The sequence below is a fragment of the Streptomyces sp. NPDC048290 genome (assembly GCF_040652095.1).
GTDB lineage: Bacteria > Actinomycetota > Actinomycetes > Streptomycetales > Streptomycetaceae > Streptomyces.
The window spans coordinates 131,777-152,487 of sequence record NZ_JBEZLM010000020.1; the positions used below are offsets into that span (position 1 = coordinate 131,777).

Annotated in this window: 19 protein-coding genes and 2 pseudogenes; 7 read left to right on the forward strand and 14 right to left on the reverse strand. The window is 72.5% G+C overall.

Going from position 1 to position 20,711, the window contains the following annotated elements:
- Positions 1 to 109 precede the first annotated feature (109 nt).
- The 5 genes and pseudogenes from AB0D49_RS29690 to AB0D49_RS29710 form a co-directional block, all read right to left on the reverse strand.
- Positions 110 to 508, reverse strand: a complete 399-nt coding sequence (locus AB0D49_RS29690) for a hypothetical protein (RefSeq protein ID WP_362762987.1) — start codon at positions 506 to 508, stop codon at positions 110 to 112.
- A gap of 386 nt (positions 509 to 894) precedes the next feature.
- Entirely contained in the window at positions 895 to 1,320 is a 426-nt protein-coding gene (locus tag AB0D49_RS29695) for a peptidase inhibitor family I36 protein (RefSeq protein ID WP_362762990.1), read from the reverse strand.
- Positions 1,321 to 1,406: 86 nt separating this feature from the next.
- The gene (locus tag AB0D49_RS29700) at positions 1,407 to 2,453 is read right to left on the reverse strand and encodes a helix-turn-helix domain-containing protein (RefSeq protein ID WP_362762993.1); all 1,047 of its coding nucleotides are present in this window, start codon (positions 2,451 to 2,453) and stop codon (positions 1,407 to 1,409) included.
- Between the two features lie 95 nt (positions 2,454 to 2,548).
- A pseudogene (locus tag AB0D49_RS29705) lies at positions 2,549 to 3,239 on the reverse strand (hypothetical protein); the annotation flags it as partial.
- Between the two features lie 153 nt (positions 3,240 to 3,392).
- Positions 3,393 to 3,761, reverse strand: coding sequence for a hypothetical protein (locus AB0D49_RS29710; protein WP_362762996.1), 369 nt, complete (start codon positions 3,759 to 3,761; stop codon positions 3,393 to 3,395).
- A 964-nt stretch (positions 3,762 to 4,725) separates the two neighbouring features.
- On the opposite strand from AB0D49_RS29710, the gene AB0D49_RS29715 reads away from it, so the two are divergent.
- Positions 4,726 to 5,574: a GNAT family N-acetyltransferase gene (locus AB0D49_RS29715; RefSeq protein WP_362762999.1), complete on the forward strand. Its 849-nt coding sequence runs from the start codon at positions 4,726 to 4,728 to the stop codon at positions 5,572 to 5,574.
- A gap of 359 nt (positions 5,575 to 5,933) precedes the next feature.
- On the opposite strand, the gene AB0D49_RS29720 is transcribed toward AB0D49_RS29715, so the two are convergent.
- Positions 5,934 to 6,683, reverse strand: coding sequence for a peptidase inhibitor family I36 protein (locus AB0D49_RS29720; RefSeq protein WP_362763002.1), 750 nt, complete (start codon positions 6,681 to 6,683; stop codon positions 5,934 to 5,936).
- A gap of 161 nt (positions 6,684 to 6,844) precedes the next feature.
- Here AB0D49_RS29720 and AB0D49_RS29725 point away from each other — a divergent pair, with 161 nt between their 5' ends.
- Complete coding sequence (locus AB0D49_RS29725) at positions 6,845 to 7,447, forward strand: hypothetical protein (protein ID WP_362763005.1); 603 nt, start codon at positions 6,845 to 6,847, stop codon at positions 7,445 to 7,447.
- 176 nt (positions 7,448 to 7,623) lie between these two features.
- Entirely contained in the window at positions 7,624 to 8,187 is a 564-nt protein-coding gene (locus AB0D49_RS29730; RefSeq protein WP_362763008.1) for a DUF4291 domain-containing protein, read from the forward strand.
- 165 nt (positions 8,188 to 8,352) lie between these two features.
- Here the strand turns inward: AB0D49_RS29730 and AB0D49_RS29735 are convergent.
- The 4 genes and pseudogenes from AB0D49_RS29735 to AB0D49_RS29750 form a co-directional block, all read right to left on the reverse strand.
- A pseudogene (locus AB0D49_RS29735) lies at positions 8,353 to 8,955 on the reverse strand (snapalysin family zinc-dependent metalloprotease).
- Entirely contained in the window at positions 8,901 to 9,893 is a 993-nt protein-coding gene (locus AB0D49_RS29740) for a LysR family transcriptional regulator (RefSeq protein WP_362763011.1), read from the reverse strand. The pseudogene AB0D49_RS29735 and the gene AB0D49_RS29740 overlap by 55 nt, the downstream one beginning before the upstream one ends.
- Before the next feature lie 242 nt (positions 9,894 to 10,135).
- On the reverse strand, positions 10,136 to 10,915 hold the full coding sequence (locus AB0D49_RS29745) for a serine protease (RefSeq protein ID WP_362763014.1): 780 nt from the start codon (positions 10,913 to 10,915) through the stop codon (positions 10,136 to 10,138).
- 261 nt (positions 10,916 to 11,176) lie between these two features.
- Positions 11,177 to 11,737: a GNAT family N-acetyltransferase gene (locus AB0D49_RS29750; protein WP_362763017.1), complete on the reverse strand. Its 561-nt coding sequence runs from the start codon at positions 11,735 to 11,737 to the stop codon at positions 11,177 to 11,179.
- Between the two features lie 231 nt (positions 11,738 to 11,968).
- Between AB0D49_RS29750 and AB0D49_RS29755 the strand changes: the two genes are divergently transcribed.
- Positions 11,969 to 12,289 (forward strand): hypothetical protein, encoded by a 321-nt coding sequence (locus AB0D49_RS29755; protein ID WP_362763020.1) that lies wholly within the window; start codon positions 11,969 to 11,971, stop codon positions 12,287 to 12,289.
- A gap of 5 nt (positions 12,290 to 12,294) precedes the next feature.
- Complete coding sequence (locus AB0D49_RS29760; RefSeq protein WP_362763023.1) at positions 12,295 to 13,587, forward strand: MFS transporter; 1,293 nt, start codon at positions 12,295 to 12,297, stop codon at positions 13,585 to 13,587.
- Positions 13,588 to 13,657: 70 nt separating this feature from the next.
- Here the strand turns inward: AB0D49_RS29760 and AB0D49_RS29765 are convergent, their stop codons facing one another.
- A complete protein-coding gene (locus AB0D49_RS29765; protein ID WP_362763026.1) occupies positions 13,658 to 14,119 on the reverse strand; it encodes a MarR family transcriptional regulator in 462 nt (153 codons plus the stop codon).
- Positions 14,120 to 14,293: 174 nt separating this feature from the next.
- Between AB0D49_RS29765 and AB0D49_RS29770 the strand changes: the two genes are divergently transcribed.
- On the forward strand, positions 14,294 to 15,094 hold the full coding sequence (locus AB0D49_RS29770; RefSeq protein ID WP_362763029.1) for an alpha/beta hydrolase: 801 nt from the start codon (positions 14,294 to 14,296) through the stop codon (positions 15,092 to 15,094).
- Positions 15,095 to 15,235: 141 nt separating this feature from the next.
- Positions 15,236 to 16,609: a deoxyribodipyrimidine photo-lyase gene (locus tag AB0D49_RS29775; RefSeq protein WP_362763032.1), complete on the forward strand. Its 1,374-nt coding sequence runs from the start codon at positions 15,236 to 15,238 to the stop codon at positions 16,607 to 16,609.
- Positions 16,610 to 16,829: 220 nt separating this feature from the next.
- Here the strand turns inward: AB0D49_RS29775 and AB0D49_RS29780 are convergent, their stop codons facing one another.
- From AB0D49_RS29780 to AB0D49_RS29790, 3 genes are read right to left on the reverse strand one after another with little or no spacing between them, the layout of a single operon-like run.
- On the reverse strand, positions 16,830 to 18,416 hold the full coding sequence (locus tag AB0D49_RS29780; protein WP_362763035.1) for an NAD(P)/FAD-dependent oxidoreductase: 1,587 nt from the start codon (positions 18,414 to 18,416) through the stop codon (positions 16,830 to 16,832).
- Between the two features lie 22 nt (positions 18,417 to 18,438).
- Positions 18,439 to 19,155 carry a class I SAM-dependent methyltransferase gene (locus tag AB0D49_RS29785; RefSeq protein ID WP_362763038.1) on the reverse strand — a complete coding sequence of 239 codons (717 nt, stop codon included), beginning with the start codon at positions 19,153 to 19,155 and terminating at the stop codon, positions 18,439 to 18,441.
- Complete coding sequence (locus AB0D49_RS29790) at positions 19,152 to 20,423, reverse strand: lycopene cyclase family protein (protein ID WP_362763041.1); 1,272 nt, start codon at positions 20,421 to 20,423, stop codon at positions 19,152 to 19,154. Before AB0D49_RS29790 ends, AB0D49_RS29785 begins: the two co-directional genes overlap by 4 nt.
- Positions 20,424 to 20,711: the final 288 nt, after the last annotated feature.

The window sequence follows — 20,711 nt, forward strand, 5'->3', positions numbered from 1 at the left end:
AAGGGCCTGGTGGACCGGGTGTGAGCGGTCTCGCCTCGCGGAGTCGACTGTCGCAGCCCGGTCCCGTCAGGCGACCGCTCAGCCTCCCCTGTCGCAGCCCCGTCCCAGCTCACCTCGGCTGATGGTCGAACCAGGCGCGGCTCTCCGGCTGATTGGGCCGGATGACGGACAGGACGGCCGGTGCGAGCAGGGCCACTCCCAGGATGGGGACGACGAGGAAGTAGGCGACGGCGGTGAGCAGTGCCGTCCACCCGTGGGCGAAGGCGGAGACACGCAGTCCGGTGTGGCGCGTGTGGAGCTTCTGGGAGGTGATGATGCCCCACGCGGCCAGTGCGAGGGCGAGCACTCCGACGAAGACGATGATCCCGGCGTGATCCTCTCCCGGTGTCGTACAGCAGGGGGTCGAGGCGTCGCCCTCGCCCCAGATCTCCGTGGCGACGGCCACGCTGTTGGTGACCAGGGCGAGCCCGAGGACGGCCTGCGCACCGCCCACGACCAGCAACAGCACACGCAGACTCCGTACCGCTGTCGGCATCGGCGAACCTGGGGGAATCGGGTCGTGGCCGAAACCGCCCGGCCCGTAGGGGCCTCCGGAGCCGGACGCCGCCGGACCGCCTTGCGCACGCGACCGATGACGCCAGGGCCGGTCTCCGCCGGGCACCTGGCCACCCCGCAGCGCCTCTCCCCTCCGTCCCGCACCCCCTGCGACATCCCCCCTCCACCCACCTCCCCCTCGCTCGTGTCCGCCTGGCCCGTGCCTGTCACCGAAGACCATGTCTACGGGTCCTCCCTTGTCTCGTACCCCCGAGCGAGGCAGGGGTTCTTGTCCCTGCCTCGCTCCCCCTCCCCCGCGGGGGGCGGATCGCGCGCGGATCCGCCGGCCGCGTCCGGCTCTCAGCAGTCCGCGAAGACGGCGCTCAGCACGTCCTCGTGCGCGCTCGCGAGGTTGCCCTGGAACCAGGCGGGGACGGTTCCCAGGTACCCAGTGTGGTCGCTGTGCTTGTAGAGGTGGATACGGGTCGGCGTCCGGTTCCAGGCCGAGCTGGCCCGGTCCTCGAACCACGAGGGCACCTTGTGATGACCGCAGCTCGGCACCACCCACAGCCAGCCCCCACCGCCGTCGTTCTGGAAGAAGCAGGAGCCGCTTCCACACTCGGAGTACGCCCGGGTGCCGTAGTCGCCCCCGGTGAGCCGGTACACGCCGTCCACGCCCGGCACCTCGGTGACCCGGGTCTCTTCGGCACCGGTCGCCGCCGCCGGTGCGGCGAACATGACGACGGCCGCCATGGCCGCCACGCACGCCGCGATCCGCTTGCGCATGTCTCTCCTTCTGGAGCCCCTGGAGTGCTGTGCGTTCACTGTGTCCTGAGGCGCCCACCGGGTCCTCGGCAATGAGCGCACGCTTCCTAGTCATCCAGCGCAGACGCCCGTGCCGCCCGACTCGCCGCCCGTACCTCGCTCGGCGGTGATCCGTACGCTCTACGGAAGGCACGGCTGAAGTCCGCGGGATGGCGGAAGCCCCAGCGGGCGGCGGTCTCCGCGACGGTGCGGTGGGCCAGCGCCGGATCGGTCAGGTCCGCGTGACAGCGTTCGAGGCGCAGCCGCCGGATCATGGCGCCCACGGTCTCCACCTCGCCCTCGAACAGCAGATGGAGGCTGCGTACGGACATGTGGTGGTGCGCGGCGATGGCCGCGGGGAGCAACTCCGGATCACCCAGGTTGTGTTCGATGAAGGTCCCGATCCGGGCGCGTAGCACGGTTCTGCGGACGGCTCCGGGCAGGGCGTCCCGGGTCGCTCCGAGCCGCCCCGCCAGCGTGGCGGCGGCCAGGTCGACCCCGATCATCCCCAGCCGGGCCAGCTCCTCCGGGCCACAGGTGCGCGCGGCCGACGGCAGCCCGGCCAGATACGAGCCGAGCAGCGCCGCCGACCCTGCCCCGGCCCGGGTGGACAGTGGCTCGGCCAGCAGCCGGTCGGCCCGGCCACCGGCCAGCGGCAGCATGGTCCTTGAGAGCCGCAGCAGCGTCAGCCGGGTCTGCCGTCCCTGGTCGACGCAGTCGCAGGTCAAGGGCACCGAAGTGGAGAACAGACACATGTCACCCGCCCCGAGGCAGGCCACACCACGGGCTTGCTCCAACCGGATGGGGCTGCCATGGACCAGGACCAGGTAGTAGTCCTCCGGGTCGCGCCGACGGATGAGAGGCGCGGAACGGCGGGCCGCCACCGGAGAGAAACGGAAGCCCACCACCTGGCTGTGCGGCATCGTCACGGTTTCCGCACTGCCCCGGAAGCGTTCCGCGTTCGGGCTGCGGGTCGTCAGGGGCATGACCTCACCGTCGATCATCTCCTGCCACCAGTCGAAGCGGTCGGCGGCGGGGATGTCGTCCGTGCTCGCCGAAACGACCGGGGTACCGGTGCCGTCGGCCCGCTGCGGTGGGCCACTGATGCTGCTCATGTGGCGATCGTCGGGGGAGAAGGCTGGGGGCGGAAGGGGGGTGTCGGTCAGATGGCGGGGTTCGGGCGCTGGTGGCCGGGTGACCCACGGGATGGTCAGGCGTCTGATCTCGTCGAAGCTGAGGTGGATGAGCGGGGAGGTTCCGCTTCTGCTGTGTCCGTGTCCAGTTCGCGTGCCCGCGGGACGGTGAGGCAGGCGTGGGCGGCCATGGCGAGGGTCATGTGGCGGTGGTGGGAGGGGTAGCGGCGGACTTGGTAGTTGTTCAGGTCGCACTCCCGTTTCGCGCTCTGGAAGCACTCCTCGCCGACGATGCGGATCAGCTCGTCCAGGGTAGGTCGGTGGGGCTGTGGGCGATGTCGTAGGAGATCTCCTCGGGCTGGCAGGCAGTCACTGCGGCGGGCGATGACCCAGTGTCAGCGGTCTTCGCGGTGCCGGGGCCCGACCTCGACGCGGGCCCAGTCGTGGACCCGCGGGCCATGGGCGCCGTCGTCGCAGGAACGGCGCTTCTGCCGGGGCAGACTGGGGAAGAGGTCGTAGGACGGGGCGGTCGGGTGCCAGTGGGTGACGACGGTGTCGTGCCGGGTGGTGGCCATGACATGGACGACGTTGGCCTGTTCGAGTTCGTATCGCCAGCTCTTGCTGAGGCTGTGGGCGGCGTCCGCGGAAGACGCCGGTCTGGGAGTTCTCCGTGCGGCTCGTGGTGCCGGAACACTGGTGCTGGACCCTCGCCGACCAGGTGCCCTTCTTGAGGAAGCCGGTGTCGGCGACGGTCAGCACCGCTCGCCTGATGGTGTGGCGGTGGGGCGGAATCTGCCGGTCCACCGTTGTCGTTGATCCGGTGATGTGACGGGTGAGTGAACGCAAGCCGTGTCCGGGGGACGTCTCAGCTCAGGCACCCCGCGCACCGGCGGTCCAGTCGCTGGAGGCTCGAACGGGCTGCTATCTGTCCCGCCACGCACTCACGGTCCAGAAGACCGCGAAGCCCGTCCACACGATGGCGAACACCCAGGCCACGGGGTGGCCGCCGAACAGTGCCATGGAGCCGAGCCAGCCGACCCCGGCGGCCACGAACAGCAGGCCGAAGTTGGGGAAGGCGAAGAGGCCGGAGAGCCGGCCGCTCAGCAACGCCCATGCGCCGCTCGCCAGGATCAGACAGCCCAGCGCGAGCCATGGGAGCACCGCCTGTTGCGAGGAGGGCGCGTAGGAGTCGATGTGGCCGCGAACCCTCAGCTCCACGACGTCCCCCTGCCACAGCCGGACTTCGGCCTGGTCACCCTTCCTGGCATCGTCGTACGTCTCCGATCCCACACCCAACCAGGCTGTGCCCCCTGGCCGTTGGACCCTCAGGTCGCGGTACGTTGTACACGTCGTACCTCCTCCTCCGCCGCCTGCGGTGGTGACCCCGCCGGCGGTCACTCCGCCGCTGGCACCACCGGCGGTGTTCATACCGCCTCCGGCCGTGATACCTCCGGCGGTGATGCCTCCCGTCGTGCCGCCGCTCGTGCCGTCGGACGTGCAGCGCTCACCCGTCCGCCGGTCGAGCACCGTGCCCGGCTCGCGCCGCACGCACGGTTCCCCCTCATCCCCGTCTCCGCTCCGGCCCTCGCCCTGGCAGAGCGGTGCGTCGCGGTACTCCATGGTCGCCCCGTAGCCTTCAGCGACCTGCTGACCGCAGAGCAGGACTCCCCATCCGGCCGCGAGGACCAGCAGCCCCCGTAACCAATGGGGCAGCCGCCCACGGTCCCCGACGTTCCCGTACCCCCTGCTTTTCATCCAGCTGTAATCCCCGTTCGGCTGAGCCCTCATGCGTCGGCCTCGCCACGGAATGTGGTACACGAGCGAGAACAGACGGGTTGGAATCCCAACCTGCCGCTGTCGGAGCGCCGGGCGTCAGGTCCAGCCGCCGCAGAGCTTCATCCTGGGAGTGATGGTGTACGCGTCGCCTGGGGTGGCGGGTTGGGCATGTACCGCTGAGGCATCGGCCAGAGCTTCGCGCTCCTGCACTGAATCCGTCGGCTACGCCCGTGCTGGGAGATGCGCGACGACATCCTCCTGGCAAGTTTCGTTCGCCTCGGTACCAGGCGCAGTTGTCGGTGCCCGGCGCCGTGGCGGCTCGGCCTTCTCGTGCCCGCAGACAGGATGCGCGATGACGACCCCGAGCACGGGAACCCCCGCCACCACCCCGGTGCGGACGCGTCGAGGGGCGTTGCGTCCGTTCTGAACGGCAATTCTCGGATGCGGTACGCCGCCGCCCCGTGGTGGGATGCGACGCATGAGGGACCTATCGCTGCGCGCCCGTATCGAGCAGTACTACGCCACCGTGCCCCTGCTCTTCGCCGACGCCGAAGACTTCGGCCCGCTGCGGCTGTTCGTACGGAAGGAGCCAGGAACCCCGTACTACGGCGGGCCGAGTCACGCCCAGCCCACCGCGGAGGGCTCCGCGGTCGTCACCGCCGCCGACATCACCCGGGTGCGCGCCCGGCAGCGCGAGCTGGGTGTGCCGGAAGCCTTCGAGTGGCTCGCTGAGGCGGCGCCGATGCTGCGCGCCCGTATCGAGGCGGTCGGGCTCCCCGTTGAAGAACGCCCGCTGATGGTCCTTCCCTCGCAGCACGCGTTGCCTGCGCCGTCGCTGCCGGACGGCGTCACGGTCCGCGCGCTGACGGCCGACGACCCGGCCCTGCCCTCAGCACTCGCCCTTCCCCGCCTGGCCTTCGCCGACGTGGGCACCGCGGTGGGTTCGGCGGGTCGCGCGGAGTTGTCGGCGGTGACCGAGGAACTGGTCGCGGACGGCACGGTCGCGGCGATTCGCCCTGCCATCCAGGCCGGGCACAAGACACTCATCGCCGCTCTCGCCCCGGACGGCACCCCGCTCGCCGTCGGCCACTACCACCCCGCGATCGGTGCGACCGAGGTCGGCGGCGTCGGTACTCTGCCCACCGCTCGCCGCCAGGGGCTCGGCGCCGCCGTCACCGTGGCCCTGGCCCAGCACGCCCGCGACCACGGGGTGCACACCGTCTTCCTCGCCTACGCCGAGGACGCCGTCGCCCGCATCTACGCCCGCCTGGGCTTCCGCGCCGCCGACAGCACGCTGCTGATCGCCAACCAACCGGCACGATCGTAGGCACGGGACGGTCTTCGCTTCAGCCACCTTCTCCGCAGGCACCGAGGCTTCGTGGCCTTGCGAGGCCAGGTCGCGTTCAGATGAGGTGGATCGGCATGCCGAGATCCGCTCGGGCGTGATCCTCATGGCGGGCGCGTCGGTGGTGCGGGCGCGCTGAGGCCCGCGCCTTACCGAATGAGCCGGGGTTCCGCCCGGCACCGCCAGGCTCTGGCCGCGGGCTGACGGTGCCCCCCGACCAGCGTTACTCGCTGCGGGCCACGCCAGTACGACACCTACCCCGCTCGCACGTGCCGCCCCGCAGCGGCGTGATCGGGCATGTCACGATGCCGCCCCAGCAGCCCCTTCCGCCGGTCGTGGGTTCAGCAGGTGGGGTTTCCGTCGCTGTCGGTGCGGGCGGGGGCGATGGAACTGGTGGCTTTCTGATCCTCGGGAATCTGGTCGAGGGAGGTGCCGGCCTTCCACAGGCCCTTGGCGCCTTCGTAGCGGAAGTCCTCGTACCAGCAGAAGTCGTGGGTGGTGTTGTTGCGGTAGGAAACGACCTCGTCGTTGATGTCCCACCAGTCGAGTTGGGTGACGTCGGGGGCGTCGACGAAACGGACGCCGTCGCCGGTGTGGCCGGTGCCCTTGTAGAGGCAGAGCTGGTCGGCGGGGCAGTCGGCGCTGCTGTAGGTGCGCCAGGCGGCGAGGTGGTCGTCCCGGTCCGTCCACGCCTGCTTGAGGTTCGGTTCCTTGGGCATACGCAGGAAAGTCTTCTCGACCTCGCCGGATTCGTCCCACGCGGAGAGGACCCAGCCCTTGCCCCACAGGTCGCTGCGGTCGAGCCAGTAGAAGTCGCCGGTCGTCCGGCCGATCGGCGCGGGCATGCAGCCGGTGTTCCAGGCGCTGCTGACGGCGAAGACATGGGTGGTGTGGACGATGATCTCCCGGTACAGGGTGGCGCCCGTGCCCACCTTCCACTGCCCCAGCGCACACTCACCCGCCGCCGCGGCGGGGGCGAGTACCGGTGCCGCCTGGGCCGGGAGGGTTGCCCCCGTGCCCAGTGCTGTCAGCGTGACGGCCGTTCCCATCAGCCGGTGGACCGGCCGCTTCGCTCGTGCGTTCGTGCCCATGTTCTGTTCAACACCTCGTTCGGCGTGAAGGGCCGGCCCGCTGCTTCCGGCGGGGCACCACGGCTTCCTCACGCGGAGTGAAACGATCAAGGGGAGGCGGGGACACTCCTTCTGGTTCCCCTCGGCGCCGACCCCCGTTGACGCCCCGTTACCCTTCCCAGGTGAACGGTACGAACGAACACCGACCCAGCCCCGACTGGCAGGTCCTCGCCGTCGGGGGCGCGTCAGGGATGGGGAAGACCGGTGTCAGCCGGGCACTGGCACGTCGGTACGGTGTCCCCGTCGTGGAGGTCGACGACATCGTGGAGGCCCTGCTCGCGGTGACCCTGCCCGAGCAACTGCCGGAGATCCATGTCTGGCGCACTCACCCGGAGGCCGCCCGGCAGGCGCCCGCGTCAGTGGTCGAGCGGCAGATCGCGGTCGCCCGCGTGCTCGCGCCCGCGATAGAGGCAATCGTGGCCAACCATGTGGACACCGGCACCCCGGTGATCCTGGAAGGGGACTACATCTTGCCCGTGCCGATGTCGCCCGGCGGCCCGGTCCGGGGTGTTTTCCTCCATGAGGACGACGAGGCACGGGTGACAGCCAACTACCTGAGCCGGGAACCTGAGGCCGGACCGCAGCACCACCGCGCCCGCGTCAGCGTGCTGTACGGCCGTTGGCTCGCCGCGCGGGCGCGGACGGCCGGAGTGCCGGTCCTCGCTCCGCGTCCTTGGGAGGATGTGGCCGAGCGGGTCGCCGAGGTGGTGTCGGACGTGGGGTGATGGTACGGATCGCGGACGTGAGCGCCCGCCCCGCCTCCGAAGCGCGCGGGACTTCGCCCGGTTCCTCGGCCGCGGCCTCCGTGTCCGGCTGGTGCCTCTTCTCAAGGGGAGGCGGCGGGTGTGGGGGCCGGAAAAGGGTTCGCGGTGGGAGTGGAGCGGCTGGAAGGGTGCGGCGTATGGCTCCCCAGTATGAGATCCGCGCCGACTTCGATGCTCGGACGATCGTGGTCTATCAGGCGTACGCGCCTGCCATCGCCGACGCGGCGCTGCGGGCGGGCCGTTTCGTCGCACCGTTCTCGTTCCGGCGGATGACCTGGATCAAGCCCTCGTTCCTGTGGCTGATGCATCGCAGCAACTGGGCCCGCAAGCCCGGTCAGGAACGGGTTCTCGCGGTGCGGATCACCCGGCAGGGCTGGGAGGAGGCCCTGTCCCGGGCGGTCCTCACGACCGCCGACCCCGATGCCGTGGCCGCGGCGGACGTGCATGTCCAGTGGGACCCGGAGCGGTCCGCGCGGGGCGCGCCGCTGAACCACTACAGCATCCAGGTCGGTGTCGGTCGTCGGCTCATCCGTGACTTCACCGATGAGTGGATCGTCAGCCTCACCGATGTCACCGCGCAGGCCCGCAAAGCCGGCGCGCTGATCCAGAGCGGGCAGGCGGCGAAGGCCCAGCGGCTGCTTCCCGCGGAGCGCGTCTATCCGTTGCCACGGGAGCTCGACGGCCGTCTTTGCCGGAGCTGATGGACGGAAGAGGCGGTGCGGGGCGTAGGACGGGGCTGCCACGGCCTCACCGCCCGGTCGATCAGCCGGTGACGCGGTCCCGCCCGCCCCGCACGAGCGTGGGCAGGACCGCGTGCCGGCCCCGGCACTGTCAGGGATTCCGGGCCGGCCTCGACGCCTCCCGGCTCAGCGGGCGTCGAGCAGTACGCGGCCGTCCGCCGGGGCTGCCGTGGCGGTGCGGCCGGTGTAGGCCGACTCGACCCGGGCCCGTTCCGCCGCGTCAGGGACGGGGTTCGTGCAGCCGGTACCGGCGCTGGAGCCCGACATCAACTGGGAGCACGGGCCGGGCTTGGTGTCCGGCAGACCCAGGTTGTGGCCGATCTCATGAGCAGCGATACGGGTCTTGTCGTGGCCCTGGGTGACAGCCTGGGCGCCCAGGGGGTGTCTGACGGAGATCCGTCAGACACCCCCTAGCTCCGCCCGTGCCTGGCCGCCCGGCCGTACGGGGCCCAGGGTGGCCTGCGGCCAGCCGTTGGTGGCGATGATCTGGATCTCGGCCCGGGTGCCGGGCGGTGCCTTCACCAGGCGCACATTGCTCACGTTGGTGTTCCAGGAGGCGGCTCCGGCGGTGATGGCCGCTTCCCAGCCGCGGGCGCGGGTGCTGTCGTAGGTGAGGGTCGTCACCGCCGCGGACTGACGCGGGGCGGACACGGAGTGGGCCGTGGGCGCCAGCATCATGGTGAGGGCCGCGGCGGCGCCGGCCGCCGCGAACCATGTGGAGTGGGGCATTGCTGTCCTTTCGCTGGGCTGTGGGGTGTGGGGGAGCTGACACAGCGGGTCCTGAATGCCTCCCGGACGAGGTCGAGCAGCAGCGGGCGGGCGCTGATGAGGGGCGAGGCGAGATGCAGGGCGAGCAGATGCCTGCCGAGCAGTGGATCGCCGGTGAGCCGTCGCATGACCACGCCCTCCCGTGCGCGGGCGGACCCCTGGGCCAGGGTCAGGCCGACGTCCTGGGCGACCAGATCGCACAGGGTGCTCAGGTCCCCGACCCGGTGCGGTGAGACCCGGGGGCTGAAGCCGGCCTTCCCGCAGGCGTCGACCAGTGCCCCGTAGTCGTCGCAGCCCGGGTCGTTCGGCGGCAGCAGCCAGGTCTCGGTGGCGAGCCCCGCCAGGTCGATCCGTTCCTGTGCGGCGAGAGGGTGACCCGCGGGGAGGATCACCACGACCGGTTCCAGTCCGATGACGTCCACGACGACCCCGTCGCCGGGTGCCGTGCCGAAGCCGTCCAGATCGACCAGGCATCCGGCGTCGATCGTCCGGTCGCCCACCCGGCTCATCGCCTCCCCGGTGCTCGCGAACTGGACGAAGCTCACCGGGTTGCTCAGCGCGCCCGGCAGATGGAGCGTCAGATGACTGAGCATCGGGCCGGAACTGCCTCCGACGGTCACAGGTTCCGCGCCCGCGGGCGGCCGGAGCCGGTAGCCACGGATACGGTCGGCGCTGGCCACCGCGTCCCGGGCGTGCACGATCACGAGTTCCCCGGTGAGGGTGGGTACCACCCCACGGGCCGAGCGTTCGAAGAGCGGCTGGCCGAACGACTCCTCGATCCGGCGGAGTTGGGTGCTCATGGCCGGCTGGGAGAGCATCAGGGTGGCGGCTGCCCTGCTCAGACTGCCCGCCTCGGCGATCGCCAGCAGAATGCGGAAGTGCCGCAGTTCCAGGTCCATGGCTGGTGGAGGCTAGTTGCCTCGCGTGTGCGATGTCCATGGGTGTCCATGGGTGTCCATGGGCGGGGTGCCGGGTGTGGAGACCGGCGATGCGTGAACGGTGGGCTCATGTTCCGTGGTGGGGAGGCGGTGGTGTGCGGGGTACGGCCGGGGCCGGAAGTCCGTCGTCTCCGGCCCCGGCGGCGGCTGTCCCGTGGCCCAGATCCGCGGCCGGAACCGGGCCGGGGGAATCCTCCTCGGGCTCAGAGCACCCCGGTGTACTGCTGAATCCAGGACCGCCAGGTGGCCACATCGGTGTAGACGGCGCCGCCTACGCCGCAGGTGCTGCTGTTCGCGCCGCTGCGGCTGGTGGCGCCCGCCAGTTCGAGACGCCCGTTGCGGTTGATCAGGGCCGGTCCGCCGGAGTCGCCGTAGCAGGCGGTGTTGGAGGTGGTGCCCGCGATGCACAGCTCCCGGCTGTTCACCATGCCGGTGCAGGAGCTGTCGGGCAGCACCCTGGTGTCGAGCTGCTTGAGATAGCGGGGCGCCGCCGTGGAACAGCCGCGCTGCGGACAGGTCTGTCCCCAGCCGAGCAGGCGGACGGCGGAGTTGTCGGCCGGTGTGCCGGCGCTGATCGGCGCGGGCGTGTTGCTGACCTGGGTGCTGAGGCGGAGCAGGGCTATGTCCTGACCGGGCATGCTCTGGCTGCTGGAGGGCCGGACGATCTGTGACACACCGACCAGACTCCCGCCGCTGAGGCGGTCGTTGGAGCCGATCCGCACGCGCAGCGCGGAGGGCGGCAGAGCGCCGTTGCCGTACGTACAGTGCAGGGCGGTGACCATCCACTCCGGTGAGATGAGTGAGGCCCCGCAGTAGTGGCTGCCGTTGACCTGGATCGATCCCATGAACGAGTAGGTGGAGGTGGCCTGTTCGCCGCCTACGATGGGGTTCGGGGCGGCGGCTGCGGTGCCGCCGAGGGCCGGTACCGCGGTGGCCAGGCCGAGGGCGATGCCCGCGGCGAGCAAGGGCCGGGAAAGACGCATGGGGGGTCCCTTCGCATGAGCATGAGCATGGGAGTGGGAGTGGGAGTGGGAGTGGGAGTGTGGGGTGGGAAATCAGGGCTCAGGAGGGACGAGCCCCCGGACTGGCTGCCCGGATTGTTCGTGGTCCGTCAACCTGCCCGTGCACAGGAGTATGCGAGAGCGCCGGGCCGGTGCGCCAATGTCAGCGACCCATAACATCCGGCAGAACTGGAGAGTAGTTCCGGTGCCGTGCCGCGTCCCCAACCTCACAAGGCAATACACCTAGCGGTCAACCCTCGGCAGCCACTCTCGCCGCAGGAGCCCGAAGACCCAGGAGTCGGAGACGACATCGCCCACCACGCAGTCCTCGCGCAGGGTGCCTTCGTGGACGAAGCCGAGCTTCTCCAGGACGCGGGCGGATGCCACGTTGCGGGTGTCGGTCTCGGCCTGGACGCGGTTCAGGTCCAGGGTGTCGAACGCCCACCGCAGGACGGCGTGCGCGGTCTCCGTGGCGTAGCCGTGGCCCCACGCGGCGGTTTCGAAGACATAGCCCAGGGATGCGGATCGGAAGTCCGGGTTCCAGTTGGTCAGGCCGCACCAGCCGATGAATGTGCCGTCGGAGACGCGGTCGATGGCCAGCCGAGCTCCCGTCCCTTCCTCCTCGATCTTCCGGCAGGTCGCCAGGAAGCGCTGGGCGCGGGCCGGTTCCGTCCACGGCGGGGAGTCCCAGTAACGCAGTACATGGGCGCTGCTGTGGAGCGCGTAGAGCGGTGCCGCGTCGGCGTCGGTGAACGGACGCAGTCGTAGACGGGCGGTGTGCAGTTCGGGTGTGGGCAGTGTCATGCGGAGCATCCTGCCGCGTGCCGCTCGCTCGGGACCATCCGTTTATCGGGGCGGTCGGGGGTGCCCGTACGTCCCTGGTGGTGCCGCGTGGGCGGTGAGTCCGCAGAGGCTGGTCGGCGCGGATGGGGCCGCGCTGACCGGTCGTCGTTCCTGTCCGGATGCGTGCAGCGAGCACGCCTTCATGCTAGCTTCAAAGCGTGCACCGTGCACGCGTAGCTGGAGGTGTTCCGCATGGGGAGTGGTGTGCGCAAGGACAGGGAACCGGGCGCGGAAGCCGGGCCGTCGAGCGGGGACGGGCGGGGGGTCACCCCGACGGACGTGCTCGCCGACGGTCTTGACGGTGGTGAGTACGCCGGGACGTACGTCCGGAAAGGATCGATCCGCGCGGCGATCGAGAACATCAAGGCCATGGAGGGACTGGCTCCTGAGGACCCGGCCCGCAGACGGTACGAGGACGCGTTGCGCGCCCTCCGGCCCTCCCTGATCGCGCTCGAACTCTTCGACCACTTCACTCCCCTGGACCCGGCCGTAGCGGCGATCTTCGAGGGCTGAGGGCCATGGCACTGGACCGACGGAGTTCCAGCGGCACGGTGGCCACCGGGGCGGTCGTCGCCCTGCTCTTCCTCGTGGACAACGCCGATCGCGCGCTGATGGCGACCTCGCTGCCGCTGATCGGCGACGAGTTCGGGGTGGGCGCCGGACAACTGAGCTGGCTGGTCGGGGGCTTCGCCCTCACCGGGGTGCTGACCCAGATACCGGGCGGGCTGATCGCCGACCGCTTCGGACCCGGCCGGGTGCTCACCCTGGAGTTCCTGGTGTGGGCGGTGCTCGCCGCCGCCACCGGCCTGTCGGCGACCTATCTCCACCTGGTGGTCTTCCGGCTGCTGGGCGGAATGGTCGCGGGCGCCCTCGTACCCAATGTCTTCAAAGCGCTCAGTGAGCGTTCCACCCGGCGCGGGCGGACGGTGGCCGTCGGGCTGGTGATCGCCTGCAACCTGGTGGCGGGCGCGCTCGTCCCGCTGCTGGTCGCCCCCTCGGTCGGCGGGCTGGGCTGGCGCACCACCCTGCTGATCCTCGCCGCGGTCTGCGGGGCGACGGCGATCGTGGTGTACGGCGTACTGGGCGCCCGGCGCCGCCCGGCCGACGACCAGGACGACCCCGTACCCGAGGAAGCCGAGGCGCGGGGTGGACCCGCGTTGCCGACCGCTCTGACGGCGGCGCTGCGCTCACCCCTCATCTGGGGCTTCGCCGCGCTGTACTGCTGCACCAACATGCTGTCCTTCGGCGTCGTCAGCTGGATGCCCGCCTATCTGGTGCGGGAGAGGGGCGTCGCCATCGGGGACACGGGACTGGCCACCGTCGTACCGCTGACCGCGATGAGTCTGACGGCGGTTCTCGGTGGGGTGCTGTTCACTCGGTGGTTCGCCGCGCGGCCCCGGGTGCTGGCGGTGCCCGCGCTGCTCGCCGGTACGGGGTTCCTGGGGTTGATGATCGGGGCGGGGTCGCTCACGGAGTTCATCGTGTTCCAGGCCCTCGCGCTGTGTGCCTCCGGGCTGGCGGAGGTGACCATCATCGCCACGATCGTGCGGGCCGTGCCGCCCGAGCTGACCGGTTCCGGGATCGGGGTGCTGATGACCGGCGGGCAACTCGCGGGCGTCCTGGCGCCGCTGGGCATGGGGATGCTCGCGGACCGGTACTCCTTCACCGCCGCCTTCGCCCTTCTGATGGCGACGACGTTCACCTCGGCGCTGGCGTTCCTCCTCGTCCGCACGGGCCCGGTCCTGAACCCGCTGAGCGGACGCCTCGACGGGCATCGACGGGCGGCTGGGCGCGGTCAGGTGGTGTCCTGACGGGCATCGACGGGCGCCTGGCTGCGGTCAGGTGGTGTCCTGACGGGCTTCGACGGGCGCCTGGCCGGGGTCAGGTGGTGTCCTGACCCCAGGGGCCCTCCTCCACGAACCGGGTCAGGGACGTCACGAAGGCATCCGCCTCGGCGGCGTCCCAGGTGGTGAGGTAGTCACCTACGGCGTGCGCGAGACGCTCACGCATCACCTCGACGGCCCGCTCGCCCCGCGGGGTGAGCACCAGCAGCGTCGCCCGGCGGTCGGACGGGTCGGGTGCGCGGCGCAGGAGCCCGGCCTCCTCCAGGCGGGTGGCGTGACGGCTGGTCACCGAGCGGTCGATCCCGATCTCGGTGGCCAGGGTCGCGGCCGACCGAGGTCCCTTCCTGTCGAGCCCCGACAGCACGGGGTACGTCGCCTCGTTGACCCCGGGGGCGACACCCTCGGTGAGGATGCCGTACAGATGGGCCCGCGTACTGCGCTGCATGAGTACGGCGATGGCGTCGGCCACCTGCCCGCCCCACTCGTCCCTACTGGTCACCCCGGCACTCTAGCGTGCAGCGGGCACGCTTCACATGCTTCACCGGGTGGGCGCTCGGAACGGTCGGCCGCCGTGTGCCTCGTCGTACTCGTCAGGGCCGGAGGCCGCTGGCTCTGGGGCGTTTCCGGGGCGGTTGCGGCATGATCGGGACCCGGTGACTTTCTGGGGGTCGGCGTGGTGTGGTCCGAGCAGGTGGTGGTGCGAGCCGGGGTCCGTCTTGTCTGCCGGGACTGGGGCGGGTCCGGACCGCCGGTCGTGCTGCTCCACGGCCTGGCCGGGCACGCGGGTGAATGGGACGCGCTGGCACGGCGGTTGCACTCCAGGTACCGGGTCGTCGCGGTCGACCAGCGCGGGCACGGCGCGAGCGAGCGCCACCCCCGGGACGTCTCCCGCGCCGCCTACGTCGCCGACGTCATCGCCGTGGCCGATCGACTCGCGCTGCGGCGGCCCGTCCTGGTCGGCCAGTCCCTCGGCGGGCACACCGCGCTGCTCACCGCCGCCGCCCACCCCGGACGGGTGCGGGCGCTCGTGCTTGTCGAGGCCGGTCCCGGTGAACCTGCCCCGGACAGGCCCGCGGCCATCGGGCGGTGGCTCGACTCCTGGCCGGTGCCGTTCCCCTCACGCGCGGCGGCAGCCGCGTTCCTCGGCGGCGGGGCCGTGGGGGCGGGCTGGGCGGCGGGGCTGGAGGAACGGGAGGACGGCTGGTGGCCGCGGTTCGACCGGGACGTCATGGTCGGCTCGCTGGCGGAGAACGCCAGGCGTTCCTTCCGGCACGAGTGGGAGCAGATCGAGTGCCCTGCCCTGGTCGTCCTGGCCCAGTCGAGTTTCGTGCCCGGTCCCGAAGTGGACGACATGCTCCGCCGGCGGCCCGCCACGACGGCCATGAGCATCCCCGGCACCGGTCACGACCTGCACCTGGAGCGGCCTGAGGTGCTGCACAGCCTGCTCGCGGGGTTTCTGGAGGGGCTCGCCTGAGCCTTCGGCGCGGCCCCGGGCTACGGGCTCCGGCCGTGGCTCACCGAGGAGGGAGGTGGGCGCATCCGGGACGGTGGTCTCGGCGGAACACACAGGTGTCCGCAGCCGTATCCGCCGTCTCCTGGGAAGAAGCTGACGCCCATGCACATCTCGGTCGTCCTGTTCACCGCCGATCTGCGTCTGCACGACCATCCGCCGCTGCGCGCCGCGCTGGACGCCGCCGACGCCGTCGTCCCGCTGTTCGTGCTCGACCCGGCCATCGAGGAGTCGGGGTTCGCCGCGCCCAACCGGCGGGCCTTCCTGCACGACTGCCTCGCCGACCTGGACGCCTCGCTGCGTGAGCGCGGCGGACGGCTCGTGGTGCGCCGGGGCGCCACGGTGGACCAGGTGTGCCGGGTGGTGACCGAGGCCGACGCCTGCGAGGTGCATGTGTCCGCCGGGCACAGCGCGTTCGCCATGCACCGCGAGGAGCGGTTGCGTACGGCCCTGGAACGGTCGGGCCGTCGGCTCTTCGTCCACGAGGCGGTCACCGTCGCCGTTCCGCCCGGCACGATCACACCCGCCGCCTGCGACCACTTCACCGTCTTCACGCCCTATCACCGGCACTGGGAAGGCACCCCGCTGCGCGCTGTCGTCGCCGCCCCGGGGCGGGTCCGCGTGCCCGACGAGGTGGGCGGCGAGGAGATCCCCCCACTCACCGGGACCGGCGTCTCACCCGCCCTGCCGCCCGGTGGCGAGGGTTCCGCGCGTGCTCAGGCCGCCGCCTACTGGCGCGACGGGCTCGACGCCTACGACGACACCCGCGACGACCTGGGCGCGGACGCCACCTCCCGGTTCTCCGCCCCGCTCCACTTCGGCACCCTGTCCCCGGTGGAACTGGTCCAGCGGGCCCGTCGGCACGGCGGCGCCGGGGCACGGTCGTTCGTACGGCAGCTCGCCTGGCGCGACTTCCACCGCCAGGTGCTCGCCGCCCGCCCGTCCAGCGCCCACACCGAGCTGCGCACCCGGCACGACCACTGGCGCACCGAGCGCGACGCCCGCGCCGACATCGACGCCTGGCGCGAGGGCCGCACCGGCTACCCCGTCGTGGACGCGGCCATGCGGCAACTGCGCGAGGAGGGCTGGATGCACAACCGGGCCCGCCTCCTCACCGCCAGCTTCCTCACCAAGACCCTGTACATCGACTGGCGTGTCGGCGCCGCGCACTTCCTGCACTGGCTGGTCGACGGCGATCTGGCCAACAATCAACTCAACTGGCAGTGGATGGCGGGCACCGGCACCGACACCCGTCCCCACCGGGTCCTCAACCCGGTCACCCAAGGCAAGAAGTACGACCCGAGCGGGGTGTACGTGCACCGGTGGGTGCCGGAGTTGCGCGGTGTCGCCGCGCCGCGGGTGCATGAGCCGTGGCGGCTGCCGGGGCTGGACCGGGCCGTCCTGGCGTACCCCGAGCCGGTTGTCGACCTGGCGGAGGGGCTTGAGCGCTTCCGGCGGGCTCGGGGAAAGCGGCCGTGAAGCCATGAGCAGGTGGCGGGAAACGGCTCTGACTTGGGGGCGGTGGTGAGTTCTGACCCGGTGGCTGTGATGGGCCCTGACCCAGCGGCCCGGCAGCGCTGACCCACTGGGCCTGGTGTCCGCCCGCCGCGCTGAGCAGTCGGCCGCGCTGAGCCGCCGGGCCCGCTGCCGGGCCCGCTGTCCGTCGCCGGGCCCCTTGCCCGACGACCGTCGCCCCCATTCAACCCCCAGCCCCGACGGCCGACGCCCGCGCCGCCACCCACCGCAGCGGCGCCGAGCGGCCCCGCTCGGGTACGGTCCACAGTTCGTGCCCGCGCAGCCCCCACCGCCCGAGCAGCACGTTCGCGGCGAGGAAGCCGCTGGTGGCGGCGCGTTCCATCAGGGCCACCGGAAGACCGGTGCGGACCATGTCACCCGCGACGACCAGACCGTCCGTGGGCGTCCGCACCGCCGGGCGGTCCCGGTAGCCGCCGACCGGGAACAGCGGGCAGTCCGCCCGCCATTCGTGCCGGGCGTCGAGGACCCGGGCCGCCGCCGTCTCCGGGTAGACGCGGTGCAGGGCGTCGAGGAGTTCCCGCCGCACCTGGTCCCGGTCGGCGTCCCCGGCCACCGCGTACGCGTGCAGCTCCACCACCGAGCCGCCGGTACGGGCCGCCCAGCGCGCGGCCTCGCCCTCCCAGCCGCTGAGCACGCTCACGTTGTCCAGCGCCCCGAAGCCGCTCGTGCCGAGGAAGCCGGGCCGGTCCGCGGCGACGGGCCGGTCCAGCCACAGCCGCGACACCAGGAACGGCGGCGCCGTCCGCAGCCGCGCCACCCGCTCCCGCCAGCCCCGGTCGCCGACGGAGGGCGAGCGGGCCACCAGCGACCGCAGACCTCCCGCGTCCAGCGCCAGCACCACCGCGTCGTACGCCGTCCCGCCCTCGTCGGACGTCACGGTGAAACCGGCCGTGGGCCGTGCCCGGATCTCCGTCACCGCCTCGCCGAGCCGCAGCCGGGCGCCCAGCGTGTCCAGCCGGTGGGCGAGCGGGTCCCACAGGGCCTGTGGGAACGGCTCCGTCGGCACATCGAACAGCAGCCCCTCGGCCGACCCCAGGAAGTAGATGTGGAACATCAGCGCCATCTCCGCCGCCGACAGTTGCCGGGGGTCGGCGAAGAAGCTGCGGGAGAACACCTCGAAGGCCAGATGCCGGGCCGCCGCCGGAAACCGGATGGCCTCGAGGTAGCCATGGGCGCTGACCTGGTCGAGCCGGTCGTACACCCCGGGCACCCGGACGTCTAGGAGGGGCAGCGCGGCGCGCGGGTTCATCCGGGTCAGGTCGCGCGCGCCGAACGACTCGCTGAGGGCGACGAAACCGAGCGCGCTGAGCGGCGGGGTGCGCGGCACATGCCGGAAGCTGTCCTGCCGTCCGCCGCCGTGCCGCAGCGGGTAGTCGGGCAGCCCGGTCAGCCGGGCGAGGCCGGGGTCGGTGCGGCGCAGCAGGGCCCGCAGGTTGTAGTACTGCCGGAAGAAGGCGTGGAAGCCGCGGCTCATCGTCGCCGCCGTGCCGTCCGCCAGCCGGGTGGGCCAGCCCGCGAGGCGTCCCCCGAGGTGCGGTTCCCGTTCGTAGAGGGTGACGTGGACGCCGCGTTCGGCGAGCGCGGTGGCTGCGGTGAGCCCGGCGACGCCGCCGCCGACGACGGCCGCGGTCGGCGGGGTCGCGCCTTCGGCCCACGGTCTGCCGGGCGGGGCGGGCAGCCGCCGGGCGAGCCGGTCGCGGCCGGGACGGGACCGGCCGCCGTCCGTGCGGAGGGAGGGCGCGCCGGTCATCGCCGTACTCCCGCGCGGGGGCTCATCGCGCCGCCTCCCGGGCCGCGACGACCGTGTGGGTGATCCCGGTCTGCCAGCCCGGCAGCGGCAGCACCCGCACCCCCGTGAACCCGGCGCGCTCCACCCGTCCGGCGAGCTGTCCGGCCGTGTCGAAGCCGGTCACGCTGCGCCGCAGATGCCGGTACAGGTCCCCGTCCCCGAGGAGCGTCGCCACCGGCAGGACGAGGCCGCCGGTCACCGCGTTCCACACCGCCCGGTGCGCCCGTCGGCCGCTCAGCGCGTACTCGTGCACCGCCAGCCGCCCGCCCGGGGCGAGCAGTCCACGGATCGTGGCGAGGACCGCGTCCGGGTCGGCGGTGTTGCGCAGCAGATACGCGGCGAACACCGCGTCGAACGGGCCACGCACCCCGGCCTCGTCCAGGCCCTCCGCGCGGGCGTGCACGAACCGCACGGGGCGCGGCCACCGACGCCGCTCCGCGCGGCGCAACATGCCGGGCGAGGCGTCCACGGCGGTGAGCGCGGCGTCGGGCAGTACGGCGGCCAGCGCGGTCGTGGAGGCCCCGGTGCCGCAGCCCAGGTCCAGCACCCTCAGCCCCGCCCCGGTGCCGGACAGGCCAAGGCGCCGTGCGGAGCGCCGCAGGTGGGCGTGGTAGCCGGGGTTGGCCGCCACCAGCGTGTCGTAGCTGCGGGAGGCGTGGTCGAACGCGGCGGCCAGATCGGCGTCGCGCAGTACGGTCATGCCCTGTTCCTCTCGGATCGTCGGTCGGGTACGGGAGGCGTCCGGCGCGGGGTGAACGGCAGGGCGAGCGCCGAGCCGAGCATCGCGGCGACGGGCACGTGCCGCCCCAGCGCGAGATCGTGCGGCAGACTGCCGCGTCCGTCGAGGAAACGCAGCAGCACCGGCGCCGGGACGCGGTCGAACAGCCGGGCGAAGAAGGCGGGCCCGTCGACCCGCCCCCGGTCCAGCGCGTACAGCAGTACGGCGTCCATCAGCCGGGCCCGCGCCGGGTGGACCCGCGGCGGCTGCGGCACCCGCCCCGTGTGCAGCGCGTCGGCCACGGCGGCGCACTGGCGCTGCACGGCGCTGAACGCGAACCCGGTCGAGGGCCGTACCGCCCCCGCCGCCGCCCCGATCCGGAACACGTGCGCGCCCGCCCGCCGGGGGAAGTCGCCGTCGGTCATCGCGATCACCCCCTGCTCGCACCGCAGCACCTCGTACCCGCCCAGCCCCAGGACCCGCGCGGTGTACTGCCCGAGAGCACGGTCGTACGCGGCCCGGCCGAGCGGGCGGCGCGAGAACTCCGTGTACTCCACCAGCGCCTCACGCGGCCCGGTCGGCAGCACATAGCCGAAGGACAGCCCGTGCGGCGGCTGCGGCGTGCGGAAGTCCATGAACTCCACCGCGCCCGGGTCGAACACCGGCTCCCGGGTCCGTACGAACCAGCCCCGGAAGTGCTGGAGCAGCGTCGTGCGGGCCGCCGGGAGCCGTGCCGGGGGACGGGAGTCCAGCACCCAGCGGGCGCGCACCGTCAGCCGGGTGCCGTCCGCGCGCCGCGCCCGCACCAGCGCCCCGCCCGGCACCGACTCCACGCCCTCGGCCGCCGCCTCCACCCACCGCACCCACGGCGCCGCCGCCACCACCCCGGCCACATGCTCCTCGAACGCCCCGGAATCCAGCATCTTGTACCGCAGCGGGGCGAGCGCCGCGTCGACCGTCTCCCCGTCGCCCGACCGCACCCGCAGCCGCTCCCACGACGCGGTGAGCACCTCGTCGTACGGGCCCGCGCCCTCTTCCCAGTAGCACCAGGTACGCCGCGCGGTCCGCGCCGGGCCGGGCGGCGCCGCCAGCACCACCGCGCGCACCCAGTCCGCACCGGCCGGGGGCCGGGCCAGCCGCAGCGCGAGCGACAGCCCGGCGGCCCCGGCGCCCACGACTGCGACGTCGGCGTCGATGTCGGTGTGGGTGTCCGTGTCCGTGTCGGTGCCGGTGTCGGTGTCGGAGTCCACGGGTTCCTTCGGTCGGATCGGGCGCTCGGGGACGGTCGGGACTGGGGGCCTCGGGCCGTACCGGTCGAGTCACCCTGTCTTCCGGTCGGGCGGTCGCGGCGGATGCGGGCCGGAACACGCCGGGACTGTCGCCCGGGGGCAGGGCGGGCTCTCCCCGCCGCTTGGGCTACGTCCGTGGGGTGAGAACGCCCCCGTGCCGCTCCCGCCGCATCCGTACGGGGGACCCATGGCGAAGACGGGGTGACGACCGACGTGACACGACACGCGTGGGCAGCGGCGCCGCGCCCG